Raw genomic sequence first — 15542 nt, 5'->3', positions numbered from 1 at the left:
CGCCGCCGCGCGCTACGGCGAGGTCTGGCGTCCCAGCCGGGCCAGGATGGCGTCGCGGTGGGTGCGGCTGGCCACCACGTCGCCGCCGCTCTGCAGGGTCAGCCGCCAGGCGCCGTCCGAAAGGGCGACCGCGGCGGCGACCTTGCCCAGGTTGACCAGGGCCGAGCGGTGGCTGCGGGCGAACACCCGGGGGTCCAGCCGCTGCTCCAGCCCGCCCAGGGTCTCGCGCAACAGGCCTTCGCGCCCGGCCCAGTGGACGACCACATAGTTGCCGGCCGAGGCGAACCACTCGACCTCGGCCGGATCGACGGGAATACGCCGGCGGCCGGCGCTGACCATCAGCCGCTCGGGCCGCGCCGGGGCCGCCTGGCCGTCGGCCAGCGCCGCCCGCGCCCCGGCCAGGGCCTGGGCCAGTTCGGCCGAGCGCCGGTGCAGATGGGCCGCCGCCCCGGCCGCGGCCAGGGCGGTGAAGAGCAGCAGCTCGACCGGCAGGCGGCCCTCGATGCGCGCCGCCAGGTCCCGGCTGTAGGGTGAAAAGCGCTCGTCGAGCAGGGCGGCGACCAGGGCGTGGCCGGGAATGCTCACCAGACCGAGGACCGCGACAGCCAGCAGGGCGGCGGGCTTGAGGCCCAGCCGGCGGAACAGCAGCCACAGGACCGCGGCGACCGGCAGCCAGGCGCCGTAGACCAGGCCCTGCCAGAGCAGCGAGGTCGCCACGCTGACCGGCTCCCCGACCGCCCGCTCCCACCGCCGCAGGAACCAGGCGGCCGACAGCACGGTGGCGACATAGGCGTAGAGGCCCAGCAGCCAGGGCCAGGCGGCGGCCCAAAGCCGCTTCAAGCGATGGCCGGCCGCCGGCGCCGGATCGCGTAGACGACGATCAGCAACACGGTCAGGGTCTCGAACAGGATCGTCGGCCAAAGTTGTCTCCAGGGCGACGGCCCAAAAGCCAGGAAGTTGCCGGCGAAGGCGGACATCACCGCCCCATAGGCGCCCAGCATCTTGACCAGATGCTCATAGAACCACAGGTCGGCGAAAGCCGGGAAGGCCGCCGGCCGGGCGAACCGCCACAGGTCGTAGGCGCCAAAGGTCAGCGTCGCCCAGACCAGCGACCAGGCGATGGCGTCCGTCGGCGAGGCAGGGCCGGCGCGCAACGCCGCCCAGACCCAGAGCCCTGCCCCGATGGCGGTCAGCGCGACCAGCCAGTCTATGGCCTTGGCCCGGTCGGCCGGGTTGATGTCGGGCCGCTTGCGGCGAAGCGCCCGCACGCCGGAAAACACCTGCAGGGTGGCGGCGGCCGTCAGGCCGGCGAAATAGGCGTTGAAGCGCAGCAGGGTCAGGGTCCAGGCGGCGACCAGCAGGACCCCCATCACCCCGGCGAACAGCCGGCCCGACAGGCGATGCAGCCGCGCGCCCTTGCGGGTGAGCAGCGGGACGAGGCCCACGGCGACGGCGGTCATACCGGCGGCGATGTGGAGGGTGAGGATGGGGGCGAAGAGGCTTTGCATGGCTCGGCCATGGCCTGCCGGATAGCGCCTGGCGAGCGCGGTGGGACGAAATGCGGATGGCGGGGATAGGCCCTGCTTCGAATGCCCTTGCAGGACCTGCCCTGCGAAGCCCGGAGGGTGAAGCAGGGTGGTGCCGCCTAGGTGACTCGAACACCTGACCTACGCATTACGAATGCGCCGCTCTACCGGCTGAGCTAAGGCGGCCTTTATCCGGGAGGGCCTATCTAGACTGAGGGGGGGCGGGCGCCAAGTCCTCAGCGTTGGCCCTGCTGAGAACCCTTCCTCCTCGATGGAGGAAGGGCAGGGTTGGTGGTGTGCGCTCGGAGCCTGGGCGAAAAGCTCAGGGTGGCGTGGGCGCCTCCCCGCACTCTTCCGGAAACGCACTGCCCCCACCACCATCCCCGCCCTTCCTCCATCGAGGAGGAAGGGAGGCCGTGGTGGCGGACTCGAGCTCTTACTTGAACCGCAGCGGCAATCAGCCCGCGCTGAGGGACTTCCACTCGTTCATGCGCGCTTCCTTGCGCGCCTGCTGCTCGGCCCGGGTGGAGGCCTTGCGTTCCTTGATCTGGCTGTTGCGGGCCTTGCGGAGCGCTTCGGCGGCTTCGAGGCGGGCGCGGCGGGAGGCTTCCTTTTCGGCGGCGCGTTCGGCGCGGACGCGTTCCAGTTCGGCTTCACGCTCGGCGTGACGGTTGTCGAAATCGGGGTCGGTGACGGTCGGCTTCACCTTCATCTTGGCGAGCAGCGCCTGCTTGGCTTCCAGGGAGGCCTTGCGGCGGTCGGCGAAGTTCGTTTCGTTAAAAATGGGCATGAGGCTTTCGGATGTGGGGCCGGGGTGCAGGCCAGTAGAACCCGCTTGTGTGACAGGGGTTCGACGGCAGCATTCGGCGCCGGTGGGGGAACGGCGGTTACTTAGAGGTTCTGGGCGGTTTTGTCGAGGCGCCACGCGGCGATGCCGCACGGCGGCCGCCTCTGGGCGCGGGACGTGGCGGCGGCGCCACAGGCTCGGGCGGGGCGGCGACATAGTCGAAACCGAAATCCGGACCGAAACCGGGGTCGTCCGGGATGGGCATGATCGGGGCCCCGGTCTCGGCCGCCTGCACGAAGGGGGCCGATTCGGCATAGCCCACCGGCAGCTCGGGCAGGTCCGACAGGCCGCGCTCGGAGCGCTCCAGCCGGGGATGGATCAGCTCGCCCGTCTCGGCGTAGCTGGAGACCAGCCGGGCCCAGTCGGCGGGGGCGTAGGCGAAGGCGCGGCCCTCGGGGTCGAGGTCGGACCAGTCCGGCTCCTGCGGGGCGGCGGCTCCGCGGGCGATCCAGGCGCGGGCCTCATCGGTCGCGCCGGCGGCGTGGGCGGCCCGGGCCATCAGCCCGGCCAGGCGGGCGGTCAGGGGTTCGGCTTCCAGGGTCTTGGCCGAGAGGCGGGCCAGGCCGATCTCGCCGCCGATCAGGGCGCTCTCGACGCTGAGGATGCGGCTTTCGCGAGAGGCGGGGTTGCGGGCGGCCAGGGCGGCCAGCCGCTTGGCCCGCTCGCGCGGGGTCTCGTCGGTGCGCAGGTCGCGATAGGCCAGCCACAGGGCCGGGTGCGGGGCCTTTTCCCAGGCGGTCTCGATCAGACCGGCGGCGCGCTGGGCCTTGCCGTCGGCGGCCAGGAGCCGCGCAGCCATGACCACGCCGGGGGCGAAGTCGGGGGCCAGCTTCGCCGACTGGGTGGCGTAGTCCAGGGCGTCCTTGCGCATGCGCTCGTCGGGGGCGGTCTCCTGGGCGGCGGCGCTGGCGGCCAGCAGGGCCGCGCGGGTGCGATCGGCGACGATGGGGCTGACGATCTTGCGCTCCTGCGCCCCCTGGATCAGCTCCAGCGCGGCGGCCCAGTCGCCGCCTTCGAGCCGGGATTCCAGCAGGGCCCGCCAGGCCCAGCGGGCGGTCTTGGCCAGACCATAGGCGGCCTGGGCGTGGCGCAGGGCCTGGACGCGGTCGCCCTCGGCCAGGGCGATCTGCATCTGGCCCTTCAGCCCGGCCAGCCGCATGTCGGGAAAGCCCATCATGGCCTGATAGGCGGCCTTGGCGGCGGGCATGTCGCCGGCGGCTTCCGCGGCCTGGGCGGCCAGCACCCGCACCAGGTGGGGCATGTCGTCGACCAGGTCGGCGGCCTTCTGGGCCAGGCGCCGGGCCTCGGAGCCGTCGCCGGCGGCGGCGGCCAGGAAGCCGCGGGTCAGGGCCTCGCCCCCCTGCTTGCGGCGCCCATCCTGGCGGCCGCGGGCCGCGCGGGCCGGGGCTTCGAGCAGCCAGAGCAGGCCGCGCCAGAGGATGGTCGCCATCAGGGCGGCGAACAGGGTCAGCAGGGCCGCGGCCGCCGCGGTCATGTCGACCCGGTAGCCCAGCCAGATCATATGGGCCGCGCCCGGGTCCCGGGCGCCGAGCACCGCGACGGCCACCGCCGCCGCCAGGGCCAGGACCAGGGCGATCCGGATCATGGAATTCCGCTCGTGCTGTAGGGGGGACGAGTCCGGCTGGCCGCCAGCAGATCGCGCAGGGCCTGGCTGCGGATGGCGCTCACGCGGCGGTCCAGCTCGACCCGCCGCTGGGCCTTCTCGCGCCAGGCGGCCATGGCGTCGGACGCCTTGGGCGGCAGGGCGGCCAGGGTCCTGAGGGCGCCTTCGATATTGCCCTCGCCGACCTGGCGCTCGGCCCGGGCCAGGATGGCGTCCGCGCCCGTCCCGGTCTCGCTGGTCCGGCGGATGGTGACGATCGAGGCCAGGGCGTATTTCAGCCGCGCCACCAGACCGCCCCGCTCGCCCGGATCGCGGGCGGCGACGGCGGCGCGGGAGGCGGCGGCGTCAAAGGCGGCGGCCAGGGCCGGGCGGCTGGGCGCGCCGGTCCGGGCGAAGTCGCGCACGGCCTGGAGATCGGGCGACATCGGCAGCATCCGCTCCAGCACCGCCAGGGCGGTGGTGTCGAAGGGGCCGGAATTCTGGGCGGCCTCGGCCAGGCTGGAGGCGGCCAGTGAGGCGGCCGCGGCGTCGGCCGTGCGGGCCTGGATGCTTTCGAGGGACGCGACACGGCCCGCCAGGGCGGCGACCTCGGCCGAGGGAGGCGGGGCGTCGACGGGCGGTCCGCCGGACAGGTTGGGGGCGGCGGGAATCTGGTCGGTTTCGGCGGGCGGCACGGCGGCGGGGGCCGGGACGGCGACCTTGTCGGGGCCGGGCTTGACCGGCCAGAGCGCCGGCAGGGCCTTGGCCACCAGTATGCCGGCCACCACGCAGGTCAGGCCAAAGGCGATCACCAGCCAGTAGGCGCGTCCTGGCCGAAAGCCACGGCGATAGGCGGCCGGGTTGCCGGGCGGGGTGAGGTCGGCGGGATCGGCGGGGTCGGTCATGGCCTGATCGTGCTGCTGCGAGTCACCTGTCTATCAGATTAAGCAACGCCGCTTCGATGGGAAACGGCGCCGAGGCCACCTGGCGCAGCCTGGCCTTGGCCAGCGGCCTGGCGACGGCCCCCGACAGGCAGAGGGCGCGTAAGGTCGGGGCCGGGTGTTTCTTCAGGAAGGCGGCCAGGATGCCCGCCGCCCGGGGCGAATGCAGCAGCACCGCGTCCAGCCCCGGCAGGGCGGCCAGCAGGGCTTCGTCCGGCGCGACATCGATCGCCTCGTATAGCACCAGCGGCCGGGCCTCGATGCCCGCTTCGATCAGGGCCCCGCAGAGGTCGCCGGCCGGCTCGGCCGCGCCGGGGTGCAGCACCGCCCCCATCAGTTCGCGCTTGCGCGAGACGATGCGCTCGGCCAGGGCGGCGACGTCGCCGTCGGCGGTCAGCACGCCGCGAAAACCCGCCGCCTTGGCCGCCGCCGCCGTCGTCCCGCCCACCGCATAGACGGTCAGGTCGCGGCGGGCCTCCGCCTCGGCGAAGGCGCGCACGCCATTGGCGCTGGTGAAGGCCAGGGCGGCGATGCCGGTCAGGTCGACCCGGGCCTCGATCGGGACCAATTCGATCAACGGCGCCACGAGGGGCTCATGACCCATCTCCCGCACCCGCTGGGCGGTGGCGTCGGCGGCCGGCTGGGCCCGGGTGATCCAGATCTGGCGCGCGCTCAATAGATCAACGCCTCGCCGCCTTCGGCCCGGATCTGTTCGCCCAGCCGCCGGCCCAGATCGCGGGCCTCGGCCTCGGGGCTCGAGCCCAGCACCGCCTCGCCCGCCCGGCGGAAGCGCCGGGCGCCGTCGGGGGTCAGGGCCTCGACCAGCAGGGTCAGCCTGTCGCCCTCGAGCTGGGCCCGGGCCCCGATGGCGGTGCGGCAGGACCCCTCCAGGGCGACCAGCGCCCCGCGCTCGGCGGCCACGGCGATGGTGGTCTCGCGGCAGCGGACGGCGTCCAGCCAGGGCGCGCCCGCGTCCTCCACCCGCACCTCGATGGCCAGGGCGCCCTGGCCCGGCGCCGGCGGACAGTCGTTGGGATCGATGAAGCTCCTGACCTGACCCCCCAGGCCCAGCCGGTTGAGGCCGGACGCGGCCAGCAGGATGGCGTCGGCCACGCCCTCGTGCAGCCGGGCGATGCGGGTGTCGACATTGCCGCGCAGCATGACGATTTCCAGGTCCGGCCGGCGGTGCAGCGTCTGGGCCTGTCGCCGCAGCGAGGCGGTGCCCAGGCGCGCGCCCTGGGGCAGGGCCTCCAGGCTGCCATAGTTCACCGACAGGAAGGCGTCGCGCACGTCCTCGCGCTCGGGGATGGCGGCGATGACCAGGCCCGGCGGCAGCTCGGCCGGCATGTCCTTCATCGAATGGATGGCGCAGTCGATGCGGCCGTCCAGCAGCGCCTCCTCGATCTCCTTGGTGAAGAGGGCCTTGCCGCCGATTTCCAGCAGCCGGCGGTCCTGCACCCGGTCGCCGGTGGTGGTGATATGGACCAGCTCGGCGCCGCCGCTGACGGCCGCGATACGGTCCCGCATCATGCCCGATTGGGTGAGCGCCAGCTTGGAGGCGCGGGTGCCGATCCGGACGAACGGTTGCGAGGTCATGGCCGGCGGTCTACCTCGGGGTCATGGACAGTGAAAGCGCTATCGGCGAGATCGCAACCGCCGGCATGATCGGCGGCGGCGCCTGGGGCACGGCGCTCGCCCAGGTCTGCGCGAGAGCGGGCCTGAGGGTCACTCTGCAGGCCCGCGAGCCCGAGGTCGTGGCCGGGGTCAACGGCCAGCACGTCAACAGCCTGTTCCTGCCCGGCGTCACCCTCGATGCGGCAGTCAGCGCCACCGCCGACCTGGCCGATCTGGCCGGCTGCGACATCGTCCTGGCGGTCGCCCCCGCCCAGCACCTGCGCTCGGCCCTGGCCGCTTTCGCGCCCCACGCCCGGCCCGGCCTGCCGGTCCTGCTCTGCGCCAAGGGGGTCGAGCAGGGCACGCTGAAACTGATGACCGAGGTCATGGCCGAGACCCTGCCCGCCGCCGCCCCGGCCGTGCTGTCGGGCCCCAGCTTCGCCGGCGAGGTGGCCCGCGGCCTGCCGACCGCCGTCACCCTGGCCTGCCCGGACGAGGACCTTGGCCAGGCCCTGGCCCAGGCCATCGCCACCCCGACCTTCCGGCCCTACCAGGCCGCCGACATGATCGGGGCCGAGGCCGGCGGGGCGGTCAAGAACGTGCTGGCCATCGCCTGCGGCATCGTCGAGGGCAAGGGCCTGGGCCGCAGCGCCCACGCCGCCCTGATCACCCGCGGTTTCGCCGAGATGACCCGCCTGGCGGTGGCGCTGGGCGGCGAGGCCGAGACGGTGGCCGGCCTCTGCGGCCTGGGCGACCTGGTGCTGACCTGCTCCTCGCCCCAGAGCCGCAATATGAGCGTCGGCCTGGCCCTGGGCGGGGGCCAGTCGCTGGAGGCGGCCCTCTCCGGCAAGCTCACCGTCGCCGAGGGCGTCGCCTCCGCCCCGGCCGTCCGCGCCCTGGCGGCGCGGCTGGGCGTCGAGGTGCCGATCTGCGAGGCCGTCGCCCAGATCCTGGCCGGCGAACGCGGCGTCGACGAAGCCATCCTCGGCCTGCTCTCGCGGCCCCTCAAGACCGAACGCTAGGAACGCCCATGCCCCTCTTCGTCATCTCCTGGACCGACCGCGCCGACGGCGGGGCCGACATCCGCGCCGCCGCCCGGCCCGATCACCTGGCCTATGTCGCGGCCAATCCCGGCGTGGTGAAGCTGGGCGGGCCGTTCCTCGACGACGATGAGACCATGGTCGGCTCGCTGATGATTATCGAGGCCGCCGACCTGGAGGCCGCCGCCGACTTCCACGCCAACGACCCCTATCGGCTGGCGGGCCTGTTCGAGCGCTCGCAGATCCGGCCCTGGCGGGTCACCATCGGCAGCCTGGGGTGAACCCGGCCAGACCCGCTCCGGGCGTCGATCTCTGCGCTGTGGACGAACTCCCCGAAGGCGCCGCCAAGGGTTTCCGCTTCCGCCAGGGCGACGCCATGTTCGCCGGCTTCGTCATCCACAAGGCCGGCCAGGTCCTGGGCTACGAAGACAGCTGCCCGCACGCCGGCTGGCCGCTGGGCATGTTCGACGCCTATTTCACCCGGGAGGGCGACTACATCCTGTGCCGAGGGCATGGGGCGCTGTTCCGGCCGCTGGACGGGCATTGCGTGTCGGGACCCTGCGCGGGGGACAACCTCACGGCCTGGCCGGTCGAAGTCGTCGCTGGACGTCTGGTCACCGCCTGAGCGAACCCCTATCTGTCCCTCCGGGCCGATCCACCCCTTCGCCGGAGAGACTGCCATGACCCTGCAACTCAACCAGATCGCCCCCGATTTCGAGGCCCAGACCACCGAGGGGCCGATCAAATTCCATGACTGGGCCGGCGACAGCTGGGTGGTGCTGTTCTCCCACCCCAAGGACTTCACCCCGGTCTGCACCACCGAACTGGGCGCGGTCGCCCGGCTCAAGCCCGAGTTCGACCGGCGCGGGGTGAAGGTGATCGGCCTGTCGGTCGATCCGGTCGACAACCATGGCCGCTGGGCCAAGGACATCGAGGAAACCCAGGGGACCGCCGTCAACTTCCCGATGATCGGCGATCCGGAGCTGAAGGTCTCCAAGCTCTACGGCATGCTGCCGGCCGACGCGGGCGAGACCTCCGAGGGCCGCACCGCCGCCAACAACGCCACGGTGCGCAACGTCTTCATCATCGGGCCCGACAAGCAGATCAAGCTGATCCTGGTCTATCCGATGACCACGGGCCGCAACTTCGATGAGATCCTGCGGGTGATCGATTCCATGCAGCTGACCGCCAAACACAAGGTCGCCACCCCGGTGAACTGGAAGAACGGCGAGGACGTCATCATCGTCCCGGCGGTCGATGACGAGCAGGCCAAGGCGCTGTTCCCGGCCGGCTGGACGACCCACAAGCCGTACCTGCGGACGACCAAGCAGCCGGGCTGAGGCCGGCTGCTATTTGGCGTGGGCCACGACCCACGCCCCCAGCCTGTCCAGCGCCGCCGGGGAAATCGTCTCCTCGATCTGGCCGTACTCGTCGTCCAGGCCGGTGTCCGCCAGCTGGAACAGGTGGTTCAGGCCCGGCAGCACCGTGACGGTGGCGTCCCGGTCGCCCTTCAGGGCGGCGGTCATGACCGGGACGTTGGCGGCGGGGGGCACCTGGAAGTCCTTGTCGCCATAGAGGGCCAGCACCGGAATCCTCAGCGCCTTCAGGGCCGGGGCCGGGTCGTAGGCCACGAAATTGCGGAACCAGGCCGAGCTGGCCAGCTGCCGCGAGGCCGCCGCCACGTTGGGGTCCAGGCCGGGCGTTTCGGCGAGGAGCTGGTCGATGCCGGCCTTGGCCGCCGCCTCGTCCTTGCCGGCGATGGCGCCCAGCAGCCGGGCTTCGAAGGCCACCCGCCGCTCGACATCGGCCGGCGCGGCGCCCGAGGCCTCGGCCTTGGCCCGCACCTGCAGCTTGAGGATCTCGGTCCCGGAAATGGCCGGGCCGGCCAGCAGCACCAGGAAGGCCAGTTTCGGGTCTCTGGCCGCGACCATGGGCGCGATCAGACCGCCCTCGCTGTGGCCGATCAGGCCGATCCGGCCGGGCGCTATATCGGGCCGGGCGCGCAGGAAGGCCGCCGCCGCCGTCGCATCGTCGGCGAAATCGACGCTGGTGGCGGTGGCGTAGACGCCGGTCGACTGGCCCACCCCGCGCTTGTCATAGCGCAGCACGGCGATGCCCCGCCGGGTCAGGGCGTCGGCGATCACCGCGAAGGGCTTGTGGTCCTTGAGGGTCTCGTCGCGGTCGTTGGGCCCGGAGCCGGAGATCAGCACCACGGCCGGAAAGGGGCCCTGGCCCTGCGGCAGGGTCAGGGTTCCGGCCAGCTTCGCTCCGCCGCCGCCGTCGAAGGTGACGTCCACCACCTGATAGGGGAAGGGCGGCCTGGGGGTCTGGGGCCGGTTGGCGGCCGGGGTCGGGGCGAACGAGCCCGGCTCCAGGGCCAGGGTCAGGTTGACGCCGCCCTGGCTCCATTGTCCGGCCCAGGCGGTCCCGTTCCACACCCCGGCGAAATGGGCCGAGGCTGCCGGCAGGTCGAAGCTGAGGGCTTGGCCGTCGCTGGCGACGCCGGACAGCTGCAGCCCCTTGGCGCCCTGTTCCAGGCTGTCCAGCGTGCCGGAAAGTCCGCCGGCCGGGGTCTTGACGATATGGACCTGCAGCCGCAGCTCACGGCCGTTGACGCTCAAGGTTCCCTTCCAGTCGCCGACGGCGTCCTGCGCGGCGGCCACTCCCGCCGAAAGCACCACCATGAGGGACAGCATCGTCCCCACCCAAACGCCCACCGACCTCGCCATATGCGTGGCTCCCAGCCCGTTGATGAGGCGATCTTCTAATTAGCAAAAACGCTAATTACAAGCCCCCGCCGCCGACCCGCGCAATCGAGCAGGCTGAAGGGGCCGGATTGCGGCGGCAAAACGCCGTAAGATGGCGCCATGCCAAGCCCATTCTCTGGTCCGTTCGCCCACCTCGCCGATCTGCGTGAGATTCCCATACCGCCCCAGGCCCCGGCCCACGCTCTGGTCCGGGGCTATCGCGAGACGCCGCTCGACCTGACCGACTCCCGCGCCGCCGAACCGCTGGTCGAGGTGACGAGCCTGGGGATCGCCGCCGCCAATCACTACGCCCACGACCGCAACCCGCCCTATTACGCGGTGATGCCGGGCTCGATCCCCGGGGTCTGGCTGCGCGAGGGGGCGGCGGCGCGCCTGGCGGCCGTCAATGCGAGGCTGGCGGACGCAGGGCTGGAACTGCTGACCCTCGACGGCTGGCGGTCCACGGCGCTGCAGGCCCACATGCACGATGTCTGGGTCCCGAACGCCCTGCGCCAGCGTTTCCCGGGCAAGAGCGAGGCCGAGATCGCCCGCGAGGTCGGCCTCTACTGGGCCGCGCCCACTGTCGATCCCCGCTATCCGGCCCCGCACGCCACCGGCGGCGCGGTCGACCTGACCCTTCGCTGGATCGACAGCCGCGAGCCGCTGTGGATGGGCAGCCTGTTCGACGAGACCAGCGGCCTGGCCCATCCCGACCACTTCGAGCGCGCGTCAGACACGGTGGCCTTCTCCGACGAGGAGGCCCGCCGCAACCGCCGCCTGCTCCATCATCTGATGACTGAGGCGGGATTCGCCCAGAACCCCACCGAGTGGTGGCACTACGGCCATGGCGAACTGATGTGGGCGCGGCTGACCGGGGCGCCGGCGGGCTTCTATGGGATGGCCGATCCGCCGGTCTGAATTTACTCAAAAACCGCTCATCCCCGCGAAAGCGGGGACCCAGGCTTTTTGCTGTTGGGGGCGATTCTGACGGGCCTGGGCGGCTGCAAGGCTGCTACCAGCGCGTTTCCCGGCAGGTTTGAATCGGGGCGGCGTCCATCCTTTCCCGAGTTCCCTGGCGAAGGCCAGGGCCCAAGCGGGGCCGGCCACCCTGTCCGCGCCTCTTTAAGGACCCTCAGCTTGGACCCTGGCCTTCGCCAGGGAGACCGGGGATGGAGTGAGTGAGTCTGGACCTAATCACAGGCGGGAAATGCCCTAAAACACCTGGGTCCCGCTTCCGCGGGGATGAGCGGGTGTGGGGTATTTCAGGCAACCGCTGCGCGCGCTGCCTGGCCCGAGGTCTTCGCCAGATGGTGCGCCGCCAGGGCCACCAGGTTGGCCGGGATCAGGGGTTTGAGGATATCGCCGTCGAAGCCCATCGCCCGCCGGAGCGCCTCGCCGGTGCTGTCGGCGTCGGCCGAGAAGGCCAGGATCGGGGTCGCCGCATTGGGCCCGCTGCCGGTCCGGATGGCCCGCATCGCCCCGGTTCCGTCCAGGCCCGGCATGCGCAGGTCCATCAGGATCAGGTCGAAGGGTCCGGCCGCCGCCTGGGCCACCGCCTCGGCGCCGTCCTGGGCCTCGGTCAACTCGGCGCCCAGCGGCCCCAGGATGGCCCGCACCAGCTCGCGGTTGACCCGATGGTCGTCGACCACCAGCACCCGCGACCCTGGCGGGACGATCGCCGCCGGGGCGGGGGCGTCCCCGGCCTGTATCGCCTCGGCCGGCGCGGCGGGGATCTCGAAATGGAAGCGGGCGCCCTGGCCCGGCGCGCTCTTGACGCCGATCGAGCCGCCCATGGCCTCGACCAGCCCCCGGCAGATGGCCAGGCCCAGCCCGGTGCCGCCATGCCGGCGGGTGGTCGAGCCGTCGATCTGCGAGAAACGCAGGAAGAGCAGGGCCTGCTGGTCTTTGGAGAGGCCCGGCCCCTGGTCGATGACGCTGACCTTCAGCCGCCTGCGGCTCCAGGCCGCCTCGACCCGCACCTCGCCGGCCTCGCTGAACTTCACCGCGTTACCGACCAGGTTGAGCAGCAGCTGGCGCAGCCGGTCGGGGTCCAGGGTCAGGGCTTCGGGCAGGTCCTTGACGGTCAGGCTCAGGGTCAGGCCCTTCAGGGCCGCGCTTTCGGAGAACAGCTCCAGGGTGTCGCGGATCAGGCCGACGGCCTCGGTTGGCCGGGGACGGATCTCGACCTGGCCGGCTTCCAGCTTGGAGAAGTCGAGGATGTCGTTGACCGTCGCCAGCAGGGCGGCCCCGCCATTGCTGGCCTTGCGGATATAGTCGCGGCTGACCGGGCCCAGTTCGGGCTGGTCGAGCGCCAGGCGGGTGAAGCCCAGCACGCTGGTCAGCGGCGTGCGCAGCTCGTGGCTCATATTGGCCAGGAAGGCGGCCTTGACCTCGGCGGCCTCGATGGCGGCCAGCCGGGCCTTTTCCAGCTCCGCCTCCAGGGCCTTGCGCGTGGTGATGTCGCGGGCGCAGTCGATGAAGCCGATGACCCGCCCGGTGGCCGGGTCGCGCGACAGCACGGGCCGCGATTCCAGCCAGACCACCCCGCCGTCCTTGCGGTTGGCGCGGAACTCCACATAGACCTTGGGCGGGGCGTCGCGGTTGGCGAACAGCGCCCGGCAGATCCGCTGCACATGCTCGACATCGTCGGGATGGACCAGCTTGTGGAGGCTCTGGCCGATCATCTCCTCGGGCGTGAAGCCGGTGATCTCCAGGCAGGCCGGCGAGACGTAGGTGTAGACGCCCTCCAGATTGCTCTCGCAGATGATGTCGGGGGCGCTGGCGGCCAGGGCCCTGAACCGCGCCTCGCTGCGGGCCACGGCGGCCGTGGCGTCCGCCTGCTCGGTGACGTCGATGGTGGTGCCCACGATCGCGGTCACCCGCCCGGTCTCGTCGGTCTCGCACAGGGCCCGGCCTTCCATCCGCCGGACCGAGCCGTCGGACCGGGTGACGGTGAAGCCCTGCTGGAACGGCTCGCCCGTCTTCAGGCTCCGGGCCATCTTGCGCCGGATGGCCGCCCGGTCTTCCGGATCGATCATGTCGTTGCCGGCGTCGATGACCGCCCGCTCCCCCGGCGCCAGGCCGTAGAGCCGGAACAGGCCCTCCGACCAGGTCATGGACAGGTCCGCCGCTTCCAGCCGCCAGTAGCCGAGGCCGGCGATATCCTCGGCCAGCCTTGCCAGCCGCTGCTGCTCGGCCGCCGAGGCCTGCAGCCGCCGCCGCTGGGCCAGGACCACGGCGGTGGGCAGGCTGATCAGGATCATGGTCAGCAGAAACACCTGGGCCAGCAGCATGTGGGCGGTCAGGCCGCCGGGCAGGGGGACCCCGGGCAGGGTGACCAGCGTGGTCCTGGCCATGAAGGTCATGGCCAGGGCGGCGATCGCCACGATCAGCACGCCCAGCACCGCCCCCAGCATCTCCAGCTGGAAGGTGGCGGCCAGCAGGGTCAGGGGAATCAGGAAGGCCATCGGCAGCCGCAGCCAGAACACCGCCACGCACACACAGGCCAGGGCCACCAGGGCCAGCACCCCCATCAGGCTGACCGGCCGCTCCGACAGCTGCCGGCGAATATCGCCCAGGGTCAGCAGCAGGGGGGTGAACACCATCACCCCCAGCCCGTCCGCCGCCGCCCAGGTCAGCAGGGTGAAGGGGTCCCTTGGTCCGAAGGCCAGTTGCAGAAAACCGGTCGCCAGGCTGGCGCAGATCAGCGGCGCGGCGATCCCCGCCGTCAGCCCGAAGGCCAGCAGGTCCGGCCAGCGGGCCAGCCCCTGCCCTTCGCCGCCGCCGCCGCCCAGCCGCGGGGCCAGCCGGCCCAGCATCCAGGCTCCCAGGCCCACCTCCAGCGTGTTGCAGCCGCTGAGCGCCAGGGACAGCCAGACCGCGTCGCCCGACAACAGATCGGCCGCGATGTTGCCGGCCAGTCCGGCCGCCAGCAGCGCCGGCCAGCCGCGCCGGTCCCGGGTCCTGAGCAGCGCCGCCAGCACCAGGGCGTTGGCCGGCCACAGGGGCGTGGTCCGTCCGACCTCGCGCGGCAGGGCGATGCCCGCCCAGGCCAGCACGGCGACCGCCAGGGCCAGACCGGCAAGCGGCGCCGCCCAACGGGTCCAGTCCCGCCAGGTCCAGTCCCGCCAACCGTTCAGCCCGGTCGCCATCGCCCCCGCCTCATGCATGCCCCCGCCATATCCGAAATGAGCAAGCGCCCGGTTAACGCGGGCGGGCCGGTCAATCGCGATGGCCTCTCGACCTTTGCGGGCGTCGATCGCACAGTGCAGCCCTCACAGGAGCCCGCCCAGAGGAGCGCTATGCCTGACTGGATCCCCCATGCCTCCCTGGCGCCCGGCGTCCAGGCCGCCCTCGACGCGGCCGCCGGCGCCGCCGCCCTCGACGACAGCGCCGCCGCCGCCCTGGCCGCCGCCTTCTACAAGGACTTCAAGACCGGCCAGCTGGCCGGGACCCTGGGCCCGGGCTGGAACAAGATCCTGCAGGGCAGCCAGGCCGGCGGCTATGACGGCATGGCCTGGCATCACCCGGCCAGCAGGACCCTGGTGGTGGTCAACCGCGGCACCGAGGGGTTCGCCTCGTTTCCCGACTGGGTGCAGAACGTCGGCGCCCAGATCCTGAGCCAGCCCGGGCCGCAGCTGCACGGCGCCGTCGACCTGCTGCGCGACGCCTTCCTGCACGCCCCCCAGGACCAGATCGCCCAGATCCTGATCTGCGGCCACAGCCTGGGCGGCGCCCTGGCCGACGTGCAGGGCGCGGTCGGCCGTTCGCTGCTGGTCCAGGCGGGGATCGCCAACCCGCCGCCGATCCGCACCGTCGGCATCGCTTCGGCCGGCTTCAAGTCCGCCGGCCAGGCCCTGGCCGGCCAGCGCGGCCTGACCATCGATCTGAAGGCCGACATCGTCCACTACATCCGCGCCGAGGACGCCGTCCCCCACCTCCCCGGCCACGGCGTGTTCGGGACGGAAAAGCCGGTCGCCTCGGTCTACGAAGCCCGCCTGGGCTACAGCGCCGGCGCCCACCCGACCCCGCAATGGCAGCGGATCGCCGACTTCCTGCGCGAACACACCGCGTCGCTGTACTGGAAGTTCCTGGCCGAGGGGGAGGGGCGGCATGTCTGGTACAGCCGCAGCCAGGATGGCTATCTGGCGCGGGCGGGAACGCCGCAGAAGCGGTGGGGGAGCCGGCCGAAGGACTGGTGACAGTGGAACGAGGATTCGGTCGG

The 15542-nt window shown here is 72.3% G+C and carries 15 protein-coding genes and 1 tRNA gene; 6 read left to right on the top strand and 10 right to left on the bottom strand.

Going from position 1 to position 15542, the window contains the following annotated elements; genetic code table 11:
- Window positions 1–12: 12 nt before the first annotated feature.
- The 8 genes from QO010_RS16390 to hemC all read right to left on the bottom strand — a co-directional run bounded on the left by QO010_RS16390 (window position 13) and on the right by hemC (window position 6513).
- The gene (locus tag QO010_RS16390) at window positions 13–840 is read right to left on the bottom strand and encodes a LytTR family DNA-binding domain-containing protein (protein ID WP_307350874.1); all 828 of its coding nucleotides are present in this window, start codon (window positions 838–840) and stop codon (window positions 13–15) included.
- The gene (locus QO010_RS16385; RefSeq protein ID WP_307350872.1) at window positions 837–1508 is read right to left on the bottom strand and encodes a DUF2306 domain-containing protein; all 672 of its coding nucleotides are present in this window, start codon (window positions 1506–1508) and stop codon (window positions 837–839) included. The genes QO010_RS16390 and QO010_RS16385 overlap by 4 nt, the downstream gene beginning before the upstream one ends.
- Window positions 1509–1636: 128 nt before the next feature.
- Window positions 1637–1712: transfer RNA gene (locus QO010_RS16380), tRNA-Thr, on the bottom strand.
- 271 nt (window positions 1713–1983) lie between these two features.
- A complete protein-coding gene (locus tag QO010_RS16375) occupies window positions 1984–2316 on the bottom strand; it encodes a DUF6481 family protein (RefSeq protein WP_307350871.1) in 333 nt (110 codons plus the stop codon).
- Window positions 2317–2413: 97 nt separating this feature from the next.
- Window positions 2414–3979: a heme biosynthesis protein HemY gene (locus QO010_RS16370; protein ID WP_307350869.1), complete on the bottom strand. Its 1566-nt coding sequence runs from the start codon at window positions 3977–3979 to the stop codon at window positions 2414–2416.
- Complete coding sequence (locus QO010_RS16365) at window positions 3976–4881, bottom strand: COG4223 family protein (RefSeq protein ID WP_307350868.1); 906 nt, start codon at window positions 4879–4881, stop codon at window positions 3976–3978. The genes QO010_RS16370 and QO010_RS16365 overlap by 4 nt, the downstream gene beginning before the upstream one ends.
- 22 nt (window positions 4882–4903) lie before the next feature.
- Window positions 4904–5593: a uroporphyrinogen-III synthase gene (locus QO010_RS16360; protein ID WP_307350866.1), complete on the bottom strand. Its 690-nt coding sequence runs from the start codon at window positions 5591–5593 to the stop codon at window positions 4904–4906.
- Window positions 5590–6513 carry a hydroxymethylbilane synthase gene (gene hemC / locus QO010_RS16355; RefSeq protein ID WP_307350864.1) on the bottom strand — a complete coding sequence of 308 codons (924 nt, stop codon included), beginning with the start codon at window positions 6511–6513 and terminating at the stop codon, window positions 5590–5592. The genes QO010_RS16360 and hemC overlap by 4 nt, the downstream gene beginning before the upstream one ends.
- Before the next feature lie 23 nt (window positions 6514–6536).
- Between hemC and QO010_RS16350 the strand changes: the two genes are divergently transcribed.
- The 4 genes from QO010_RS16350 to QO010_RS16335 are packed head-to-tail and all read left to right on the top strand — an operon-like array spanning window position 6537 to window position 8911.
- Window positions 6537–7553 carry an NAD(P)H-dependent glycerol-3-phosphate dehydrogenase gene (locus tag QO010_RS16350; RefSeq protein WP_307350862.1) on the top strand — a complete coding sequence of 339 codons (1017 nt, stop codon included), beginning with the start codon at window positions 6537–6539 and terminating at the stop codon, window positions 7551–7553.
- An 8-nt stretch (window positions 7554–7561) separates the two neighbouring features.
- Entirely contained in the window at window positions 7562–7852 is a 291-nt protein-coding gene (locus QO010_RS16345) for a YciI family protein (protein WP_307350860.1), read from the top strand.
- Between the two features lie 38 nt (window positions 7853–7890).
- On the top strand, window positions 7891–8196 hold the full coding sequence (locus tag QO010_RS16340; RefSeq protein ID WP_307350858.1) for a Rieske (2Fe-2S) protein: 306 nt from the start codon (window positions 7891–7893) through the stop codon (window positions 8194–8196).
- 55 nt (window positions 8197–8251) lie between these two features.
- Entirely contained in the window at window positions 8252–8911 is a 660-nt protein-coding gene (locus QO010_RS16335; protein ID WP_307350856.1) for a peroxiredoxin, read from the top strand.
- A gap of 9 nt (window positions 8912–8920) precedes the next feature.
- On the opposite strand, the gene QO010_RS16330 is transcribed toward QO010_RS16335, so the two are convergent.
- On the bottom strand, window positions 8921–10267 hold the full coding sequence (locus QO010_RS16330; protein ID WP_307350854.1) for an alpha/beta hydrolase family protein: 1347 nt from the start codon (window positions 10265–10267) through the stop codon (window positions 8921–8923).
- Window positions 10268–10438: 171 nt separating this feature from the next.
- On the opposite strand from QO010_RS16330, the gene QO010_RS16325 reads away from it, so the two are divergent.
- The gene (locus tag QO010_RS16325; RefSeq protein ID WP_307350852.1) at window positions 10439–11236 is read left to right on the top strand and encodes a M15 family metallopeptidase; all 798 of its coding nucleotides are present in this window, start codon (window positions 10439–10441) and stop codon (window positions 11234–11236) included.
- A 344-nt stretch (window positions 11237–11580) separates the two neighbouring features.
- Here the strand turns inward: QO010_RS16325 and QO010_RS16320 are convergent, their stop codons facing one another.
- Window positions 11581–14469, bottom strand: coding sequence for a PAS domain S-box protein (locus QO010_RS16320; RefSeq protein WP_307350850.1), 2889 nt, complete (start codon window positions 14467–14469; stop codon window positions 11581–11583).
- Between the two features lie 150 nt (window positions 14470–14619).
- On the opposite strand from QO010_RS16320, the gene QO010_RS16315 reads away from it, so the two are divergent.
- A complete protein-coding gene (locus QO010_RS16315) occupies window positions 14620–15519 on the top strand; it encodes a lipase family protein (protein WP_307350848.1) in 900 nt (299 codons plus the stop codon).
- Window positions 15520–15542: the final 23 nt, after the last annotated feature.

It is taken from the genome of Caulobacter ginsengisoli, from assembly GCF_030814835.1.
In the GTDB taxonomy this organism is placed as follows: Bacteria; Pseudomonadota; Alphaproteobacteria; order Caulobacterales; family Caulobacteraceae; genus Caulobacter; species Caulobacter ginsengisoli.
The sequence above is the reverse complement of the archived record's forward strand: the minus strand, read 5'-3'. Positions and strand labels throughout refer to the sequence as shown.